Below are 18,795 nucleotides of genomic sequence, written 5' to 3' on the forward strand. Positions count from 1 at the left end.
TTAAAACAGTCTGATTTGAAACGAGATAAAGATGCTTTACAATAAAGATATCAGGATTCGGAGATTCTTTATAGAAACCCGGATAACAGAAAGAGAGGAAATAAAATATGAAGAAGAAGGTATTGGCGATGTCACTTGCGCTGGCGATGGTTTTAGGCATGACGGCATGCGGCGCCAACGGTTCCAGGGACTCCGGCGGGGAAAAAACGGAGACAGTTAAAACAGAGTCATCGGGGGCTGAAGATGAAAGTGGTCTTAAAGTGGTAACGATTGGATTAAACGGTACAGTAACGGATGTGTCGCCCTACCATGCGCCGGATGTCATTGCATATCCGATCGAATTTTCTCTGTATCAGAACCTGTTTACCACAGCCAGTGTCAGCAGTCAGGAGCTGATTCCGGTAGTAGGAAAATCCATTGAGATTTCTGAGGACGGGCAGAGTGCGGTAATTGAGATCTTCAATAATGTCCATGACACGGAAGGGAATGCGATCGATGCGAATGACATCGTATTTTCGGCGGAGACTCTGAAGAAGGCGGCAACTCAGACCGATACGGCATACATTGAGAGCATTAAGGCGACCGATGATTATACGGTGGAGTTAAAACTGACCGAACCTAATAAAAATACGATGGTTAAGCTTCTTACCCATATCCATATCGTAAACAAAGAGGCGTATGAGGAGAATCCGGATACCTGTCCAGGTACGTCACCCTATCGTCTGGTGTCCTATACCAGCGGTTCGGAATACATTCTGGAAAAGACCAATAACTACTGGCAGACCGATGCTTCCAAGACTCCATACGATGCACAGGCGAATGTGGACAGAATCATCTTCCATTGTATTCCTGAGAAGACCCAGATGACAATGGCGTTAGAATCCGGAGAAATCCAGATGGCAATCGGAGCAGACGGACGTGAGGCCGCGCGGTTTGACACTGGAGGCGAGAGTGCGGATGGATTCCTGGTGGATACCAATTCCGGAAGCTTTTCCACCGTTCTTTTATTCAATGATACGGCAGATTCGCTTTGTCAGGATATCAATTTGAGAAAAGCGATTCTTTATGGAATCGACCGTCAGGCGATTATCGATGTGGTTTTAAACGGAGCAGGCAAAGTAAACAGTGATCTCGCATCTGAAACGCTGGGCGGCTTCAATGAAGAATGGCTTGCAGAAGAGTATTATCCCTATAATGCGGAAAAGGCAAAGGAGTATCTGGCACAGAGCAGTTATAATGGAGAGACTCTGAAACTGGAGGCAGATCCCTCCAATGGAACATCGCTGGAACTAATTCAGTCCCAGCTGTCCGCAATCGGTATAAAAGTAGAGATTCAGACATTTGAAAATGCACTTTGGCAGGAAGAGAAGGTAGCGGGAACCGGTGAAAGCGGATGGGATTTCTGCATTGACGGCGTAGGCGGTTCTCTTGTGACAAATGCGTGGAAGGTAAAGTTTAATCCGAGCAATTTCTCAACAGGACTTCCGCAGACAGGAAGCCAGGATACGGAGCTTGTCGGGCTTCTGCTGAAGGCCGCTGATACACAGGATTCCGCAGACTTGGATGCGTTTCATGATTATCTGGCAGAAAAGGCTTATGCGATCGGTGTTTACAGCCCCGCGGACAAGTGTATTACTGTGGATACAATTACAGATATCTGCTACAACGGTATGGGGTATGTAGTGCCGGGATCCTGTAATTTCGATGCATATAAATGAGACACACTCTGGAAAGAATCTGAGGTTTGATATGGTAAAGTATACAGTAAAGAGATGTATCCTCATGATTCCCGTTATTTTAGGAGTTACGGCGTTGATTTTCATATTGCTGAGCTTTGTTCCGGGAGATCCGGCCAAGCTCGTCCTGGGAAATGAGGCCACGGTTGAGATGGTGGCGGCCAAGCGGGAAGAAATGGGGCTTAACGATCCCTATGTAATTCGTTTACTGCGGTACATTGGTGATGTTTTTACAAAAGGAGATTTCGGAACCTCTTATTATAATTCGGCTTCGATCGCATCGGAGATCATGGCGAGGCTTCCGCGTACGATGACAATTGCTTTCTTTGGCATTTTGCTGACTATGGCGATCGGGATTCCTTTAGGGGTCATGGCAGCGGTTCATCAGAATGGCATTGCTGACAGGGTATGTATGATTTTTGCCATGATCGGCGTTGCTCTTCCCGAGTTTTGTATCGCGATGATTCTGGTAACCATATTTGCATCTAAGCTGCACTTACTGCCGTCTCATGGCGTGAGCAGCTGGGCCTGCTATATCATGCCGATTGTAGCGGCTTCTCTGGGAAGCATTACCGGTCTGGCACGTCACTGCAGGAACAGCACTCTGGAAGCTATCCGTTCCGATTATGTGACGACGGCACGGTCCAAGGGTGTGAAAGAATGGAAGGTCATCGTTCATCACGTACTTCCCAATTCCCTGATTCCTGTGATTACCAGCCTGGGCGGGTCTTTTGCCCAGATGATGGGCGGTGCGATTGTCATTGAAAATGTATTCTCTATTCCGGGAATGGGACAGTATATTGTGACCGCAATCAACAGCCGCGATTATAACATTATTCAGGGAAGTGTGGTTGTACTTGCGATAATCTTCAGTATCATTATGCTCCTTGTAGATTTGCTGTACGCGGCCATTGATCCCAGAATCAAGGCTCAGTACATGGGAACGGGAAGGAGGAAGAAAACGCAGTGAATAAGGGAAAAGTTTCGAAACCGAGCCAGGTAAAAGAAATTCTTAAGCGGCTCAGAAAGAATAAGGTAGCCATGCTCGGCGGTATTATACTGGCTATAATCGTGATTGCTGCGGTGCTGGCTCCGGTTATTGCACCATACAGCTACGAGGCGATGGATACCGGCCATACCCTGGAAGGGCCGTCAGCGTCACACTTATGCGGAACAGATAACCTGGGACGGGATATATTCAGCCGTCTGTTGTACGGTGCCAGATATTCCCTGGCGCTCGGGTTTGTATCTGTAATTGTATCCCAGTTTTTCGGTGTAATTCTGGGTTCTGTAGTCGGGTATTACGGCGGCCTGTTTGAAGATGTAGTCATGCGTATCCTGGATGTAATCCAGTCGATTCCTGGAACCCTGCTTACGATTACCGTGGCTACGGTATTTGGCAGTGGTTTTGGAAACACAATCCTGGCATTGGCAATCAGCCATATTCCGGGAAGTGCAAGGTCCACAAGGGCACTGGTCTTATCCGTGCGAAAGAATGAATATCTGGAAGCCGCAGAGGCTTGCAACTGCAGTGATGCAAGAAAAATCGTAACTCACATCATACCTAATATTCTTTCTTATATGATTGTTACGATGACCACAGCCACGGCCTACACGATTCTGCAGGCGACCAGTTTAAGCTATATCGGCCTTGGCGTACAGCCGCCGAAACCGGAGTGGGGAGCGCTGCTGACCAGTGCGCGGGATTACATGCGCGATTATACGTATATGCTGATTGCCCCCTGCATCTGCATTGCCCTCACAGTACTGTCCTTAAACCTGCTGGGTGATGGCCTGAGGGACGCAATGGATCCGAAGATGAAGAAATAGAAATGAGGTTGATGAACGTATGAGTGAAAAGAAAAACAGCAGGTTCCTTTCCGTTGAAAATCTGGTTGTAGAGTATACATCAGACGGACAGGTTGTCCATGCGGTGAACGGCGTCAGCTTCCATCTGGACCGTGGCAGGACCCTGGGGCTGGTGGGTGAGACCGGAGCAGGCAAGACTACTATAGCAAAGGCGATTATGCGTATTCTGCAGGAACCGCCCGCAGCCATAAAGGATGGCAGCGTTCTGCTGGATGGCACAGATCTGCTGAAATTACATAAAGAAGAGATGTACGGAATCCGGGGAGCAAAAATATCCATGATATTCCAGGACCCCATGACCTCTTTAAATCCGGTCCATAAGGTCGGTGAACAGATCGCCGAGGTCATCCAGATCCACAACAGTATGACAAAGAAAGAGGCGCGAGGAAAGGCCATCGAGATGCTGGAGCGAGTGGGGATTCCGGCAGACCGTTACGATGAGTACCCGCATCAGTTTTCAGGCGGTATGAAACAGAGAGTTGTCATTGCCATGGCATTAGCCTGTAATCCGGAGCTTTTGCTGGCGGATGAACCCACTTCCGCTCTGGACGTGACAATCCAGGCAGAGGTTCTGACTATGATTAAAAAGCTGAGGGAGGAATTTAATACGGCCATGATTATGATTACCCATGATCTGGGAGTCGTGGCTCAGGTATGTGATGATGTGGCTATCGTATACGCAGGAGAAATTCTGGAGTACGGCAGTAAAGAAGATGTCTATCTGCATCATTTTCATCCCTATACTACCGGATTGTTTGAGGCGATTCCTCAGATGGATGTACATGTGGAACGCCTGAGGGCGATTAAGGGTCTTCCGCCAGATCCGACGGACCTGCCGAAGGGCTGTCACTTCAGTCCCAGATGTCCGTTTGCAACCCCGGAATGTAAAAACGGTGAGATTCCCAGTGTGGAAGTGAGACCCGGACATTTTTGTAAATGTCTCCATCCGGAAGAAGGGAGGACCTTATAATGGAAAATTTAATCGAAGTCCGCCATCTGAAGAAATACTTTAAGACCGGAAGCGGAGTTCTCCACGCCGTGGATGACGTTACCTTTGGCATACCGAAGGGTTGCACCATGGGAGTGGTCGGTGAGTCCGGATGCGGGAAATCAACCCTGGGAAGAACCATGATTCATCTGCTTGACAGTACCGACGGAGAGATTCTCTTTGAGGGGAAAAATGTTACCAATATCTCGAAACATGAGATCAGAAAACTGCGTGAGGACGTGACGATCATTTTCCAGGATCCGTATTCATCCCTGGATCCCCGCTTTACGGTGAGCCGCATTATCCGGGAACCGCTGAAAATATCCGGGAAATTCAGCAGGGGAGAGATTGACGACCGGGTAGACGAACTGATGGAGATGGTCGGAATCGATCCGAGATTTGCCATGGCCTATCCGCACGAACTGGATGGGGGACGCAGACAGCGCATCGGCATTGCCAGGGCACTTGCGTTAAATCCCAAGTTTATCGTCTGTGATGAGCCTGTATCGGCGTTGGATGTCTCCATTCAGGCTCAGGTGCTGAATCTTTTACAGGATTTGCAGGAGGCCCGCAGTCTGACTTATATGTTCGTCACCCATAATATGTCGGTAGTAAGGCATATATCCGATCATATCTGTGTGATGTACTTAGGGCAGCTTGTAGAGACAGCAGAGACGGAGGCGGTATTTGACCGGCCCTACCATCCTTATACAAAGGCACTCCTGTCGGCCATCCCTTCCAGTGATATCACAAAGAAGATGGAACGAATTTCGATGAAGGGGGAAATCAATTCGCCGATTAATCCAAAGCCGGGGTGCAGATTTGCCAGCAGATGCATCTATGCGACGGAAGCGTGTAAAAAGCCGCAGCAGCTGACTGAGGTTGAGCCGGGACATTTTGTGTCATGCTGCAGAATTGGAGAGATATGAGTACTTTAAAACCAATTGAGCCGCAGTCGAAACAGTTAGAGCCGTATCTGGAAGAACTGCGGAAAAAATATAAAAGCGAGGTCTATGCAGCCGACCGGTATGTCGAGGTATTTAAAATAAGGCAGAATTTATATGCCATGTATGCACCGTGTACTCATGCAGTGGGAGATAACTGGCTGTATTTGATCGATGGACCAGATCGGGCGCTGTATATCGATAATGGTTATGGGATCGGTGATTTAAAGGGGCTTGGCGAGTTATTGACCGGGAAAGAGGTGATCTGCGCGGTTACACACTGTCACGGGGACCATGCGGGCGGAAGCCCTCAGTGGGAAGAGATACTCTGTCATGCGTATTGCGCAGAAATGCTGGAACGGCAGATGGAGAATTATGACGACTGGTGGAGACGGTTTAATAAGGTTGGAGAGGCGCAGCACCGCCGTTATTACCGGGATGAAGACGTAATTCCTTTTAGGCCGTACATACCGGTCGGCCTGCCGGATCATTCGGTTATCAATTTAGGCGGAGACTATGAGATTGAATTAATTCATATGGGCGGCCATTCCCCTGGGCTCAGCTGTTTCCTGGATAAAAAGAGCAGGATCCTGTTCAGCGGAGACGCCCTGTTTGAGTCGCGTTTCAAAGGGCTCGGTGTAGGGCTGCATAATGCGAAACCAGGCGTACTCCATCCGGAATGTATGGGAATCAGCTATTACTCTGTGCAGCTGGAGGGACTTGTAAAACGTATCGATGAGTTTGATGATGTTATGGCGGGGCATGGTTTCTTTGACAGCCCATCCTGCGTCTCGACCGATACCCTGAAGGCAGTGAAGCAGATTTTGGAAGATCCCTTCTGCTACGATCTCGTCATGGAGAGGCAGTCTGGGAAAACCTATATCAAAGAGGGGGGCACGGCAGATGTGCTGTATGTGCCGGAAGAAGTGATAGAAAATAGAAAGCTGTATGGAAAGGAAAGATAAAAATGGGCGGATTTAAAGTAGGAACTTCTAAAGTCTGTATCTCTCCACCGGAGGATGTATTCCCTTACCCAGGGCCGGCATATCTGGGCGGAGGCGTATGGATAGATGGGGTATATGATGATATTTACGTGCGTATGATCGCATTTTCCAATGGAGAAGAGACTTTTTTATTCGGCAGCTTCGAGGAGAGCAATGGCACGGATGCTCTAAAGGACGCCATAACAGAGCGGTACAAAATACCCTATAAGAATCAGATGTTCTGCCAGATTCATAACCATGGGGGAATCCAGACGACGACTGTTATGAAAGAAGGCAGAAGCCAGAAAAAGAATCATAATTATACGGAGAACCAGTATAGAATGGGCACCATGATTTACGAGAAGGCACTGGAAGCAGCCGGGGAGGCGCTTCAGAACATGGTTCCCGCAAAATGGGGATATGGGACTGGTAAGAGTTATATCAACGTGAACCGGGATTATCCCAATGAGGATGGCTACTGGTCTCAGATCGACAATTACGACGGGCCTTCCGATAAGACACTGTCCGTGATCAAATTTACCGATGACGAGGACCGCCTGATCGCCGCTGTTTTGAATTACAGTGCCCATGCCATCACCACGATCGGGGCAAAGGATAGGGACGGAAAAATCAAGGTATCCGGTGATTTCCCGGGATTTACCTGTGGCCGTCTGGAAGAGGAGTACCCTGGCGCTGTGGTGATGTGGACGTCAGGAGCTGCGGGCGACCAGAATGCCATCTGCTGTTTTAAAGGTGAGAAACATTACTTCGAGTGCAGCGGCGTGTCCGAAAGCGACACGATCCCGGACGGATACCAGTACGCCTATTCCCAGAATCTGGGAGAGCGCCATGCGTCAGATGCCAACAAGGTATTAAAGAAAATCGAGTGCCATGCAGGAATGGATATGCGCTCCGCGTATACAGATGTATTTATCCCGCAGCAGGAGGCGCCGGAAGGAACCAATTTTTGGCTGAATATTGCACTGGCTCAGAATTCTGTGTCTGTGGTGGAAAAAATCGCACCGGAGATGGTAAAGGACGGTAAAATCATTGGCAGGCATCTGGAAGATTATATTCCGACAGACAAACCGGAGGACTGCGAGATGCAGTTGTTTATTCTGGGGGATGTGGCAGTGGTCACAGTGGCGGCTGAGCTTTATGTGAATCTTGGAAAGGCAATAAAGGAAGCCTGTCCGCTGAAACACGTATTTGTCATTACCGTGGCAGGGGGGCATGGGAACAGGGTCGGATACATACAGGATACAGACAGTAATACACACAAGACTTTCCAGCACTTCGGAGAGGCATACCCCTGCGATTCCAATACAATTTTTAAAGAGGGATTAAAAGCATTAACCAAAAAGATTTTTCTGTAATAGGTAGTTCCGATGGTACTGTCATAATGGCAGTGCCATTTGGTGCATGGAGAAAAGGGGGATTGGCTGTGAGAAAACAGGAATGGATACCCGTTGGGGATGAAAACGAGGATATGAGGGCAGAGCGAAAGGAACCTTACTTTGCCACCGCGAAAGGAAGGCAGATATCTGCCCTTTTTATGATTGTGCTAATTGCCTTTCTTCTGTTTTGCAATATGACACGATCAGCCGGTTCCGTTACGTGTGAAATGGATGATGCAGTCCTTGGCATCAGCTGTCTCGACGAACAGGCCCTTTTTATTCCGTATAGAGATATGGAAGAAGTACGACTGGTCAGCAGTCTGGAATCAGGAGAGGTTATAAGGAATAAGGATTGGGATGAAGGATGGTGTGGAGAGTACCGGAATGAGCTTTACGGCAGGTATACCTTTTATGCGTACAGCGAGGTGGAAAACTATATCGTAGTAAAACATATGGCCGGAACACTGGTATTTAACTTAAAATCGGAGAAGGCGACAACAGATACATATGAACAATTGATGGTATATTGTATGGGGCGATAAACGGTCAGTTGCTTGAAGTATCCTAAGAGCTCTGTTATAATGAAACTAACATTTTGGGGGGCTTACAATGGAAAAATTAATAAAAATGGTGATCGCGGATGATGAACCGTACATCTGCGGTATGCTGAAAAAACTGATTCAGTTTGATGAACTTGGGGTGGAGTTTATCGATTGTATTTATGATGGAGAGAGTCTGCTTAAAAAAGTGGAGAAGGAGCAGCCGGATATTGTACTTACCGATATATGCATGCCTCGTCTGGACGGGTTAGAGGTGATCCGCATTGCAAAAGAGAGAGGACTAAAGTGCAGATTCGTCGTTATAAGCGGTTACCGGCAGTTTGAGTATGCTTATAATGCGCTCAAATATGAGGTGGAAGATTATATCCTGAAACCAGTCGACGGGAGGGAGCTTAACTCCGTTTTAAAGAAAATCTGTGATTCTCTCAGGCAGAGTGAACTGTCGGGAACGGAGAAGAACGATTCCGCGATCCGAACTTACCTGATCGAAAAAGCAGTCCACGAAGAGCTTCAATATGAGGCGATGCCTTTGGAAGAGATCAATAAACGATATCACACCCATTTCAAACCGGGATTATACCGGGTAATACTGGTGAAGCTGGATTACTCAAGGAATACGGAACATATTGAGATAACAGAAGATATCTCCTCCGTAATCAAGAAGATGCGGGAAGTTTCTGTCATTCATTTTCATGAGAAATGCCATGACGTCTTAATTGCTGATAAGCGCGATGGGGTTATGCTGCTTTTAAACTATGACAGCGCTTCGGATGCGGAGCTCAAGGCGGAGATTCAAAGCGTGTTTAAAAAAATTAAGAATGTCATTGATCTGTTCCAGGGCCTTAAGCTGACCGTTTGTGTCGGAAAGGCTGTGTCGGAGACCGGTAAGATCATTGAAAGCAAGCAGTCCTGCAGGCGTGCCGACTGGGTGCGCATGAATATCGGTACCGACCGGGTGATTTTTTCGGAGGAGATAGAAGAAGGACTGGTGGCAGACTATCAGTCCAGATTTGATGAGATAGAAGAAAATCTGGTAAAGGCGTTTATTATCCTTGATTCCGAGTCGGTTCGCTCAGATCTTATGGATTTTTTTTCGCTTCCGTCCAAGATTCTCGGAAGTACGGAAGCAATGGTCTTTATCAGGCGCATCATCGATAAGTTCTGCGATATCTATAAGACGATCACGAAGGACGCTGCCGACGATGAGATGGTATACAGCCGCATCAGCAGGGGAATTCATCTGAAATCTAATTTTGTGGCTTACCGCAATGAACTGATTGATCAGATGTGCGGCAATCTGGACCGTGCTGCCGAAAGAATAAAGGAGAAGAACGCAAAACCGGTGAGACAGGCGTGTGTCTATATTGAAAGAAACTATGCGAAACATTTAACCATGGAGGGTGTCGCGCAGGAGGTAAACTTAAGTCCTGCCTATTTTTCCAACCTGTTTAAGAAGGAGACCGGCCAGAATTTTACGGAGTATATCATAGACTATCGGATCAGAATGGCTAAGGATATGCTGAAAAACAGCGATAAGAATGTGAGTGAAATCGCGGAGGCATTGGGATTTGCAGACTCGAGGTATTTCAGCAAACTGTTTAAGAAAGAAGTGGGCGTAAAGCCTACTGACTACCGGAATATTTATGGGTGAGGTTCACTGTGAAAAAATTGGTGGTAATGACAGAGGATAAACTGGAGAAGCTGGTCAGTGACCGAATCACGGAGGCACAGGCGCAGGACAATCAGAATTATGAACGGGAGATCCTGCTTAAACAGGCGAATCTGGCCACACTTCAGGGTCAGATTAATCCGCATTTTCTTTATAATACCCTGGAGTGCATCCGAGGAATGGCTCTTTTGGAGGATGCGGAGGATGTCGCTGACATTGCCTGGTCTCTGTCCAATTTTTTTCGGTACAGTATCAGCGGAAACAGCGATATCGTTACACTGAAGGATGAACTGGAGAATGTAAGGAACTATATAAAAATCCAGCAGTATCGGTTTAAGGACAGATTCAGTCTGGAAATCTTTAACGAACCGGAGGTAAAGGATGTGATTCTGCCCAAACTTACCCTTCAGCCAGTGGTCGAGAATGCAATTCTGCACGGGCTTTCGGATGTGATGTCAGGCGGAACCGTTTCCGTTACGGCTCGTCGGATTCAGAGTAATGTACAGATTATGGTTTCAGATAACGGCTGTGGGATGACACCGGAACAGCTGGAATTTATGTGCTCCAAAATACGAGACGGAAAACCAGAAAGAGGAGAGGGAAGCCATCATACAGGCATTGGAATGCAGAACGTGGACAAGCGCTTAAAGCTGCATTTCGGCCAGGAGTATGGAATCTCCATATACAGCTGTGAGGGGCTGGGGACAGATGTGGAGATTTTGATTCCGTATAAGCTTTCCAGTAAGGAATAATGGAAGAAATTTTTCGTGCATGCAATGTAGATATACCGAATGAGAAAGGGCATGGCCTTAAAACTGTGAATTTTAGTATCAGAAAAGGGGAGATTCTGGGGGTTTTCGGGAACCGCTATGCCGGAAAATATAAATTAATGGGATTGATTGCCGGTGAAGTCTGTCCTTCTGCCGGTATTGTTTTTTTTCGGGGTGAGAGAATGAATTACGGAGGCGGTACAAAAGGAGGGAATCCGGAAGTGATATGCTTAAGCCGTGATTCCATGCTGGTCGGTGAGCTCGCTATCTGGGAAAATCTCGCAATACTGTGGAAGACGAAAGGGCTTACAAAGCGGGTAAATTCTGGAAAAATCAAGAAGATGATCACACTCTTACTGGAAGACTACGATCTTGCTTTCGATGTAAACAGAAAAACAAATACCTTAAGTCAGATGGAATGCTTGTATCTGGAGATTTTGGCTTCCAGACTACGACGGATTAAAGTGATTTTAATTGACAGTCTCGATCTGGAAGGGACGACCCGGGAGTTTGAAAAATTAAAGAGTCTGATGGAACAGTTAAAAGCCGAAGGGATATCTTTTGTCTATTTCAGCCATCAGATGAAGTTATTGCCATACTTAACGGACCGGATCGCATTTCAATATGACGGCCGGATCGTGAAGATTATTGAGAATGGGCCGGGCTATGAACGGAAAGCCAACCACGTGATTCATGCGCTCTATGCGACATACAAGGAAACAGCACGCCGCTCTGTGAAAAATGCAGAATCGGTTCTCACCGTCAGAAATCTGAATGTGGGATTAAAGGAACTGCTGAACTTAACACTGTATAAAGGAGAATTTACTGCTGTGGTAACGCCCTATCTGGAGGTGTTTCCGATCATGCAGCAGCGCTTTTTTGAAGGAAACCAGGCAGAGACGTGTACGATCTGGTATGACGGAAAACAGAAGACAGTCCTTAAGGAGAGTGACGGTATTCTGTTTCTGAACACAGCATATCTGGATCAATTGATTGAGGAACTGTCGCCGATGGAGAATCTCTGCCTCGGATTTTACGAAAAACTATCCAGGTGCGGGTTTGAGAGAAAGCAGATGATAAAGTGTGTGAAGGAGGATTTTTACCGCTGGTATGGAAAACGCGGCCTGCTGGAACACAAGGACAGCCGTCATCTCTTTAAAAAGGAGCGGATCGCAATTAATCTGTTTCGCTTAAAGCTGGTTCGTGCAAAGGTAATTATATGTAATGATTTTGCCATACATAACGACCTGGTCACTTATCATATGGTAAAAGAGAGCCTCGCCGAACTGCTGGAATCGGGGACGGCAGTGTGCATGTTTACGGGGGATGTGGATCATGAGGAAGAACTGGTGGACAGGTATGTGCTTTTAACGCGGGAATCACAGACCCGGTCCTATGGATCATGATTCAAAGAGGAAAACAATATGAAAAAAGGTTGGAATAGTTCTGTCTTAATTATGCTTCTTGTTGCCTTTGGCTTTACTGTTATGTCTCACGAGTTCTTAGCTCCCGACAACATCAGATCGATCGTGTTTTTAAATACCGACCTGGCGGTTGTTGTGCTTGGGCTGGCATTTATCATGGCGGGAGGCGGATTTGATCTGTCTGTGGGATACCAGATCTCTCTCATCTCTGCGTTGATCAGTGTCATGATTGTGGCGGGGATTTCTCCTGTCTTTATTGTGATAGCCGCGCTTTTGACCGGTATTGGTTGTGGTTTGCTGAATGGAATTCTGACAGCCTATTTAAATATTGTACCGTTTGCAGCCACACTGGCCACACAGGTTATTTTTCGCGGTATTTCTTATTATATATCGGATAACCGTGTGGTAACGGCTCTGCCAAAGTCCTTCCGCATGCTTGCGAAAGGCAGCATGATGGGAATTCGGTTCGATCTGTGGATTGTGGTGCTTTGTTTTCTGTTTACTGCGGTAGTGTTTCGTTTTACCTTTATTGGAAAGTATATCCGTGCGATTGGTCTCAATGAGGAAGCTGCCTGGAGGTCGGGGATCAAGGTGAAGCGGATCAAATGCCTGTCCTACTCCATTGCTGGCGTTTTCTATGCCCTGGCGGCAATTATTATGACGGCCAGAAAAGGGGTGGCGGGCAGTAATGTGGGACCGGGAATGGAAATTACCGGGATAGCCGCGGCCTATATCGGCGGTGTGCTGGGTCAGCCGGCGCATCCCCGGATCTGGAGTCTCATACTTGGAGTACTGACAGTGGCCATGATTGAAAACCGTTTTTCGCTGATCAGTATTAATGCGAATGCGCAGTATATTGTTACCGGAGTGATTTTGATTTTATCCATGTTATTTTATAAGAGAAAACGATAGAGTAAAGGTATCAGAAAAGCAGCGAATCCGCTGCTTTCAGACTGTAGACAACTAGCCTCCTAATAGGAGGCGGTTGTCTTTTTTCTTTCACTCAGGATTTCGATGTAGTATAATAGTACTATACGAAAGTGAGGTTTTTTCTTATGATGGGGAAAAAAGATTATTCAGAACGTTCTCAGGTACAGATTGCAAGCCTGGATGACCTCGTCCCTTCCGGTCATCTGGTTCGAAAGCTGGAGGAAGCCATTGATTTAAGCTTTATTTATGACGAGGTTAAAGATCTCTACAAACCTTATGGCAGGGAAAGCATTGATCCCGTTGTATTAATGAAAATCGTGATCCTCCAATACGTGTTTGGCATCCCTTCCATGCGCAAAACAATCAAAGAGATTGAAGTGAATCTTGCTTACCGCTGGTATCTGGGATACGGCCTGTATGAGGATATCCCTCATTTCTCTACCTTTGGGAAGAACTATACCAGACGCTTTAAGGATACGGATCTTTTTCAAAAGATATTCTCCCGGATTCTAATGGAGGTGGATGCCTGTGGTTTCCTGGATACGGAAAGTCTTTTTATTGATGGTACCCACATCAAAGCCAGTGCAAACCCTCATAAATATCAGAATGAAACCATGGAAAAAGAAGCCCGATGTTACGAAAAGGAGCTGCAGGAGGAAATAGAGAAGGACAGGCTGGAACACGGGAAAAAGCCATTGAAAGAAAAAGAGTCCACGCCAGAGACCATAAACAAAAAGGTCAGCACTACCGATCCCGACAGTGGCTGGTTCCACAAAGGGGAACACAAGCAGGTGTTTGCTTATGCAGCCAATACCTGCTGTGATAAAAATAATTATGTCATAGATTTTGAAGTGACAGCAGGGAATGTCCACGACAGCGTATCCTTTTGGGAACTGTACCGGAAAGTAAGCGAACGGGTAAAATATCCTAAATACTATGTAATGGATGCAGGCTATAAGATACCAGCAATCGCAAGAACGCTAATCGAGGAAGGAAAGGTTCCGGTTATGCCCTATAAACGTCCAATGACAAAGAAAGGGTATTTTCGAAAAAGCGATTATGTATATGATGAATACTTTGACTGTTATTTATGCCCGAATAATCAGATCCTAAAATACAGCACAACAAACCGTGATGGATACCGAGAATACAAAAGCGATGGAAAAAAGTGTAAGGATTGTCCGTACCAAAACCAATGTACAGGAAGCAAAGACCATGTAAAGGTGGTAAGCCGCCATGTATGGGAGGGGTACATGGAAAAGGTGGAGGAAATCCGTCATCAGACAGGGATGAAAGAAATCTATCAGAAACGGAAAGAAACCATCGAACGAGTCTTTGCAGACGGAAAAGAAAAACATGGAATGAGATATACACAGTACAGAGGATTGGCAAAAGTGACAATGGAGCTGACCCTTTTATTTGCATGTATGAATCTAAAGAAACTGGCAATCTGGAAATGGAGAAAGGGCGGGCTAAGGAAACCCTGTTCTTTTGTCTGTATATTCGAACCAATATATCTCTATATAAAATTCAAAATGGTTCCGGGTGCATCGCACCAGGAACCATTTTGTCTACAGTCTGAAAGCAGCGAATCCGCTGCTTTTCCTTTTTTTTTCCACATAATCGAAAACCAGTGACATTATTCTGCCCTTTTTTCCATGCTATACTTTTATTGAGAGAAATCAAAAGGTAAAGGAAGAGGAGGCAGGAAATGGTAAGACAAAACTATCCGATTAAAAATGAACTGAATGCGAAGCGAATCAAGTGGGGAAATCCGCAGAATTATATCAGCTGGGCTTATATGAAAGAACTGCGGGAAAATAACCGGACACGAAAAATATATGAGATGAATCCGTATGTCGAGGTATATCAGTTCAGAGATAATTTATATGGCCTGTTTACGCAAAACTGCGACGGTGCCGGCGATGTATGGATGTATCTGATTGTGGGACCGGAAAAGGCATTATTAATCGATACGGCCTTCGGTCTGGGCGATTTAAAGGGATTGGCGGAGAAATTGTCCGGAGGAAAAGAGGTGATCGTGTTTAATACACATGGTCATGTGGATCACGCTTATGGAAACTGCCGGTTTGACAGAGTTTACTGTCATGAGTTTGAAGTCCCCAGTTTAGAGGAACAGAACGGGCATATGTTTGATTATCTGTTTGATGAAAACGGGGACAATATATGGCTTCAGTTTGATAAAGAGGATTTGCCGAAATTTAAAAAATATGAGATCGTTGGCGTGCCGGACGGTTACGTCTTTTGCCTGGGCGGTGATTATGAAGTGGAGGTCTGCTGGCTGGGCGGCCACGTTTCGGGAAATGCGGGAATCCTGGACAGAAAAAACAGGATTTTCTTCCCGGGAGATGACTTGTGCAGTGATATATCCGGCGTGGGAGGCGGTCCGAAACCGGGGGTGAAAAATGGCCAGTATATGAATGTGCAGACCTTCCGTGATAACCTGGCAAAGGTGGTCGCGAGACTGGACGAAATTGACTACGTGTTTCCCAGTCACTTTATCGTGAATGTGGAAAGCGGTGTGCTGGAAAGTGAACTGGAGGCATGTGACGAAATCCTGAAAGATCCGGACTGCTATGACTATAAGGCATTCAGTATAAGTCCCAAGGGCGGTGCGCCGACAGAACGATATTTCAAGTATATTAAGGGATTCAGTGTGCTTGCGTATACAATGGAAGGTGTTTACCCTCCAAAGGAGGAGGGGGAGAGGGGGACAGAACCTAAATGAGCAGAGAATTGAGAGTTGGGGCATCAAAGGTCTGCATCAATCCTGCTCCTGATATGTATCCGATTCCCAACCGGATCAGCGATTTTGGGCTGGAACCCATGCAGCAGTGGGAACCTTATGATGATATGAACTGCCGTGCGATTGCCATTGATACAGGCTGGGCCAGGTTGATGTTTCTTTCATTTGAACTTTCCGGAGCTCCGGAATTTCCGGATTATCCTGAGACAATTGCTGCGGAAACGGGGTTCCCTGCGGACAATATCTTTATTACTGGAACACATAACCACACAGCGCCCCGATATAGAAAGAATCAGGCGTCTCCGGAACTTCTGGAGTTTATTGAGAGATATGAGCAAATTGTTTTTGATGCAGGAATCAAGGCAGGAAAACAGGCGGCAGAGACGATGCGCCCGGCCCGTTATGGCTACGGAGAAACGGACAGCTATATCAATGTGAACCGAAACCTGTTTTCATTTGGCGGTTACTGGGTGGAGGGACGAAGCATGGGGGGATACAGTGATAAGACACTCTCCATTATCAAATTCGTCGACAGGGAAGACCGGTTGATCGCGGCTTTCCTAAATCATGCCACCCATGCCACAAACTGTTATATGTTGAAGGACGTTGACCATAAGGCGAAAACCTCCGGGAATTTTACCGGAATCGCCTGTCGGTTTGTAGAGGAACATTATGGAGATGGTGCGGTTGCTCTGTGGACTTCGGGAGCAGCAGGAAATCAAAATCCTCTTTTGAGTCATGGGCTTCAATACGAGTATCCGGATGGCTGGACCGCACAGCTTCAATATCCGGATGGCACAGGCTACATGCAGATGGAGTATATGGGACGTCTGCACGGCGCTGACTGCTGCAAAGGGATCGATGCGATCACCCGGTACAGTGAGTATATGCCGGTGAATCATGTAATGAAAAATATCGACCTGCCCGCAAGACGCTGTGTGAACGGATGGCCTCCAAAGGATTTCTCCACCGTTCGAAACGGCGGACAGGGCCCACGCAGCTATGAAGAAGTCCCTTATGGAAAAATACCCGGACCAGCCATGGTACCTGAGATGGTGCCAGGAGAACCGAGACATTTGAAACTCCATCTTTTAACCATCGGTAATATTGCAGTGCTGCTGGCGAACGCAGAGCTGTTTGCAGAAATTGGCAGAGATATGAAGGAGGCATCACCTTATAAGAATACGGTGATTGTAACACATCATTATGGGGAGAAATGCAATTATATCTTTGACTGGACATCGAAAGACGTTCTTCTACCGATGGCATACGGGGGTGTAGAACCGGGCAGTGCCGAGGACGTGATTATAGAAGGAGAGAAGAATCTTTTTTTTGACATTTTAAAATACAGATTAAAAGGAGGAGCGGGAACCCATGGAGACGGCAGTGAAAAAGAAGAGAGTCGGGATTGATCTTACAGAAGGTCCCATTATGAAGACTCTGCTGACATTTGCAATCCCGATTATCCTGACGAATCTGATACAGCAGATTTATTCTCTGGTCGACTTAATGGTAGTGGGACAGTTTGTCGGCAGCATCGGAACGGTTGGTGTTTCCACCGGCGGTGAAATTGCCGACTTTATGACGCCTCTTGCCACGGCGTTTGCCATGTCTGGTCAGATCTATATTTCGCAGCTGATCGGGGCTGGAGAACACAGGAGAGCAAAAAAAACCATTGGAACACTGTTTTCTATCATGTTTATTGCATCTATATGTATCGCTGTTCTAACCGTAATCTTTAATAATCAGATTCTGACACTGCTGAACTGTCCGCAGGAAGCATGGTCGCAGGCGCAGGCCTATATGATTATCACCGTTATTGGTATGCCGTTTATTTTTGGTTACAACGCGGTATGCGGTGTCCTGCGCGGAATGGGAGAATCGAAAAAACCTTTGTTTTTTATTTCAGTAGCGGCGGTAACCAATATAATCCTGGATATCCTTCTTGTAGCGGTATTCAAGCTGGAGGCAGCAGGTACAGCCATAGCGACGGTGATGGCCCAGTTGGGGTCTTTCATAGCAGCATTTACCTTTATGTATCACCATCGTGATGAAATGGGATTTGAATTGAAACTTTCTTATTTCAAGATTGAAAAGGATGCAGCAGAAAAGATTATTAAGCTGGCAGTTCCTCAGATGGTGAGAAGCAGTCTTGTCCGTTTTTCCATGCTCTGGGTCAACGCCAATGTCAATTCCTACGGTCTGGTGGCGGCGGCTACCAACAGCGTTGGAAACAAGATTCAGAAGTTTATGGAAGTATTTATGCAGGGAGTGGACTCTGCGGCGGCTTCTATGGTGGGACAGAACCTCGGCGCCAAAAAGACTGGGAGAGCCGGGAAATCTATTCTGTGTACATTTGGCTTCTGCATGGGAGTGGCAGCGGTTTCCTCCATTTTGTTCGTCTGTGTTCCAAAGCCGCTATACCGGTTGTTCACCCAGGATCCGGAAGTCCTGGCGTTTGGAGTAACCTATTTGAGGATTATGGTAATGACAATCTTTGTAGCCGGAATTACCGGTTCATTCCAGGCCATGATCACAGGCTGCGGATTTGTCTCCCTGGGTTTTGTACTCGGCATTGTAGATGGTGTGATCAGCAGAATCGGATTCAGCCTTTTGTTCCTGTATGTTTTTGACATGGGTGTTACCAGCTATTTCTGGGGAACCGCATTTTCCAGGACGATAACCGGAGTCATTGTAGTGGGATATTTTCTGAGTGGGAAGTGGAAAAATAGAAAACTGTTGACTGAGAAATGAGAAA

General features: G+C 46.6%; 16 protein-coding genes. All 16 read left to right on the top strand.

Going from position 1 to position 18,795, the window contains the following annotated elements:
• Positions 1 to 107: 107 nt before the first annotated feature.
• The 16 genes from ACLTD4_RS15090 (at position 108) to ACLTD4_RS15165 (ending at position 18,791) form a co-directional block, all read left to right on the top strand.
• Positions 108 to 1,718, top strand: coding sequence for an ABC transporter substrate-binding protein (locus ACLTD4_RS15090; RefSeq protein ID WP_117634193.1), 1,611 nt, complete (start codon positions 108 to 110; stop codon positions 1,716 to 1,718).
• Between the two features lie 31 nt (positions 1,719 to 1,749).
• Positions 1,750 to 2,706, top strand: a complete 957-nt coding sequence (locus tag ACLTD4_RS15095) for an ABC transporter permease (RefSeq protein WP_117634237.1) — start codon at positions 1,750 to 1,752, stop codon at positions 2,704 to 2,706.
• Entirely contained in the window at positions 2,703 to 3,566 is an 864-nt protein-coding gene (locus ACLTD4_RS15100; RefSeq protein ID WP_243008328.1) for an ABC transporter permease, read from the top strand. Before ACLTD4_RS15095 ends, ACLTD4_RS15100 begins: the two co-directional genes overlap by 4 nt.
• A gap of 19 nt (positions 3,567 to 3,585) precedes the next feature.
• Positions 3,586 to 4,575 carry an ABC transporter ATP-binding protein gene (locus tag ACLTD4_RS15105; RefSeq protein WP_117634191.1) on the top strand — a complete coding sequence of 330 codons (990 nt, stop codon included), beginning with the start codon at positions 3,586 to 3,588 and terminating at the stop codon, positions 4,573 to 4,575.
• Positions 4,575 to 5,522 (top strand): ABC transporter ATP-binding protein, encoded by a 948-nt coding sequence (locus tag ACLTD4_RS15110; protein WP_117634190.1) that lies wholly within the window; start codon positions 4,575 to 4,577, stop codon positions 5,520 to 5,522. The genes ACLTD4_RS15105 and ACLTD4_RS15110 overlap by 1 nt, the downstream gene beginning before the upstream one ends.
• Positions 5,519 to 6,502 carry an MBL fold metallo-hydrolase gene (locus ACLTD4_RS15115; protein ID WP_181988659.1) on the top strand — a complete coding sequence of 328 codons (984 nt, stop codon included), beginning with the start codon at positions 5,519 to 5,521 and terminating at the stop codon, positions 6,500 to 6,502. The genes ACLTD4_RS15110 and ACLTD4_RS15115 overlap by 4 nt, the downstream gene beginning before the upstream one ends.
• 2 nt (positions 6,503 to 6,504) lie before the next feature.
• Complete coding sequence (locus ACLTD4_RS15120; RefSeq protein WP_320995609.1) at positions 6,505 to 7,896, top strand: hypothetical protein; 1,392 nt, start codon at positions 6,505 to 6,507, stop codon at positions 7,894 to 7,896.
• A gap of 68 nt (positions 7,897 to 7,964) precedes the next feature.
• On the top strand, positions 7,965 to 8,459 hold the full coding sequence (locus tag ACLTD4_RS15125; RefSeq protein WP_117634187.1) for a hypothetical protein: 495 nt from the start codon (positions 7,965 to 7,967) through the stop codon (positions 8,457 to 8,459).
• 67 nt (positions 8,460 to 8,526) lie between these two features.
• The gene (locus ACLTD4_RS15130; RefSeq protein ID WP_117634186.1) at positions 8,527 to 10,128 is read left to right on the top strand and encodes a helix-turn-helix domain-containing protein; all 1,602 of its coding nucleotides are present in this window, start codon (positions 8,527 to 8,529) and stop codon (positions 10,126 to 10,128) included.
• 8 nt (positions 10,129 to 10,136) lie between these two features.
• Positions 10,137 to 10,898: a sensor histidine kinase gene (locus ACLTD4_RS15135; protein WP_117634185.1), complete on the top strand. Its 762-nt coding sequence runs from the start codon at positions 10,137 to 10,139 to the stop codon at positions 10,896 to 10,898.
• Entirely contained in the window at positions 10,898 to 12,322 is a 1,425-nt protein-coding gene (locus tag ACLTD4_RS15140; protein ID WP_117634184.1) for an ATP-binding cassette domain-containing protein, read from the top strand. The genes ACLTD4_RS15135 and ACLTD4_RS15140 overlap by 1 nt, the downstream gene beginning before the upstream one ends.
• 18 nt (positions 12,323 to 12,340) lie before the next feature.
• A complete protein-coding gene (locus ACLTD4_RS15145; protein ID WP_117634183.1) occupies positions 12,341 to 13,252 on the top strand; it encodes an ABC transporter permease in 912 nt (303 codons plus the stop codon).
• A 143-nt stretch (positions 13,253 to 13,395) separates the two neighbouring features.
• Positions 13,396 to 14,907: an IS1182 family transposase gene (locus tag ACLTD4_RS15150; protein ID WP_412331397.1), complete on the top strand. Its 1,512-nt coding sequence runs from the start codon at positions 13,396 to 13,398 to the stop codon at positions 14,905 to 14,907.
• Positions 14,908 to 14,981: 74 nt separating this feature from the next.
• Positions 14,982 to 16,019, top strand: coding sequence for an MBL fold metallo-hydrolase (locus ACLTD4_RS15155; RefSeq protein ID WP_117634182.1), 1,038 nt, complete (start codon positions 14,982 to 14,984; stop codon positions 16,017 to 16,019).
• On the top strand, positions 16,016 to 17,449 hold the full coding sequence (locus ACLTD4_RS15160; protein WP_117634181.1) for a neutral/alkaline non-lysosomal ceramidase N-terminal domain-containing protein: 1,434 nt from the start codon (positions 16,016 to 16,018) through the stop codon (positions 17,447 to 17,449). Before ACLTD4_RS15155 ends, ACLTD4_RS15160 begins: the two co-directional genes overlap by 4 nt.
• Positions 17,412 to 18,791, top strand: a complete 1,380-nt coding sequence (locus ACLTD4_RS15165) for an MATE family efflux transporter (protein WP_117634180.1) — start codon at positions 17,412 to 17,414, stop codon at positions 18,789 to 18,791. Before ACLTD4_RS15160 ends, ACLTD4_RS15165 begins: the two co-directional genes overlap by 38 nt.
• Positions 18,792 to 18,795 lie beyond the last annotated feature (4 nt).

Source organism: Hungatella sp. (assembly GCF_046966825.1).

Coding starts and splice junctions, on each gene's coding strand:
- ACLTD4_RS15090 (WP_117634193.1), top strand. CDS start 108: ATGAAGAAGAAGGTATTGGCGATGTCACTTGCGCTGGCGATGGTTTTA.
- ACLTD4_RS15095 (WP_117634237.1), top strand. CDS start 1,750: ATGGTAAAGTATACAGTAAAGAGATGTATCCTCATGATTCCCGTTATT.
- ACLTD4_RS15105 (WP_117634191.1), top strand. CDS start 3,586: ATGAGTGAAAAGAAAAACAGCAGGTTCCTTTCCGTTGAAAATCTGGTT.
- ACLTD4_RS15110 (WP_117634190.1), top strand. CDS start 4,575: ATGGAAAATTTAATCGAAGTCCGCCATCTGAAGAAATACTTTAAGACC.
- ACLTD4_RS15115 (WP_181988659.1), top strand. CDS start 5,519: ATGAGTACTTTAAAACCAATTGAGCCGCAGTCGAAACAGTTAGAGCCG.
- ACLTD4_RS15120 (WP_320995609.1), top strand. CDS start 6,505: ATGGGCGGATTTAAAGTAGGAACTTCTAAAGTCTGTATCTCTCCACCG.
- ACLTD4_RS15130 (WP_117634186.1), top strand. CDS start 8,527: ATGGAAAAATTAATAAAAATGGTGATCGCGGATGATGAACCGTACATC.
- ACLTD4_RS15140 (WP_117634184.1), top strand. CDS start 10,898: ATGGAAGAAATTTTTCGTGCATGCAATGTAGATATACCGAATGAGAAA.
- ACLTD4_RS15145 (WP_117634183.1), top strand. CDS start 12,341: ATGAAAAAAGGTTGGAATAGTTCTGTCTTAATTATGCTTCTTGTTGCC.
- ACLTD4_RS15150 (WP_412331397.1), top strand. CDS start 13,396: ATGATGGGGAAAAAAGATTATTCAGAACGTTCTCAGGTACAGATTGCA.
- ACLTD4_RS15155 (WP_117634182.1), top strand. CDS start 14,982: ATGGTAAGACAAAACTATCCGATTAAAAATGAACTGAATGCGAAGCGA.
- ACLTD4_RS15160 (WP_117634181.1), top strand. CDS start 16,016: ATGAGCAGAGAATTGAGAGTTGGGGCATCAAAGGTCTGCATCAATCCT.
- ACLTD4_RS15165 (WP_117634180.1), top strand. CDS start 17,412: ATGGAGACGGCAGTGAAAAAGAAGAGAGTCGGGATTGATCTTACAGAA.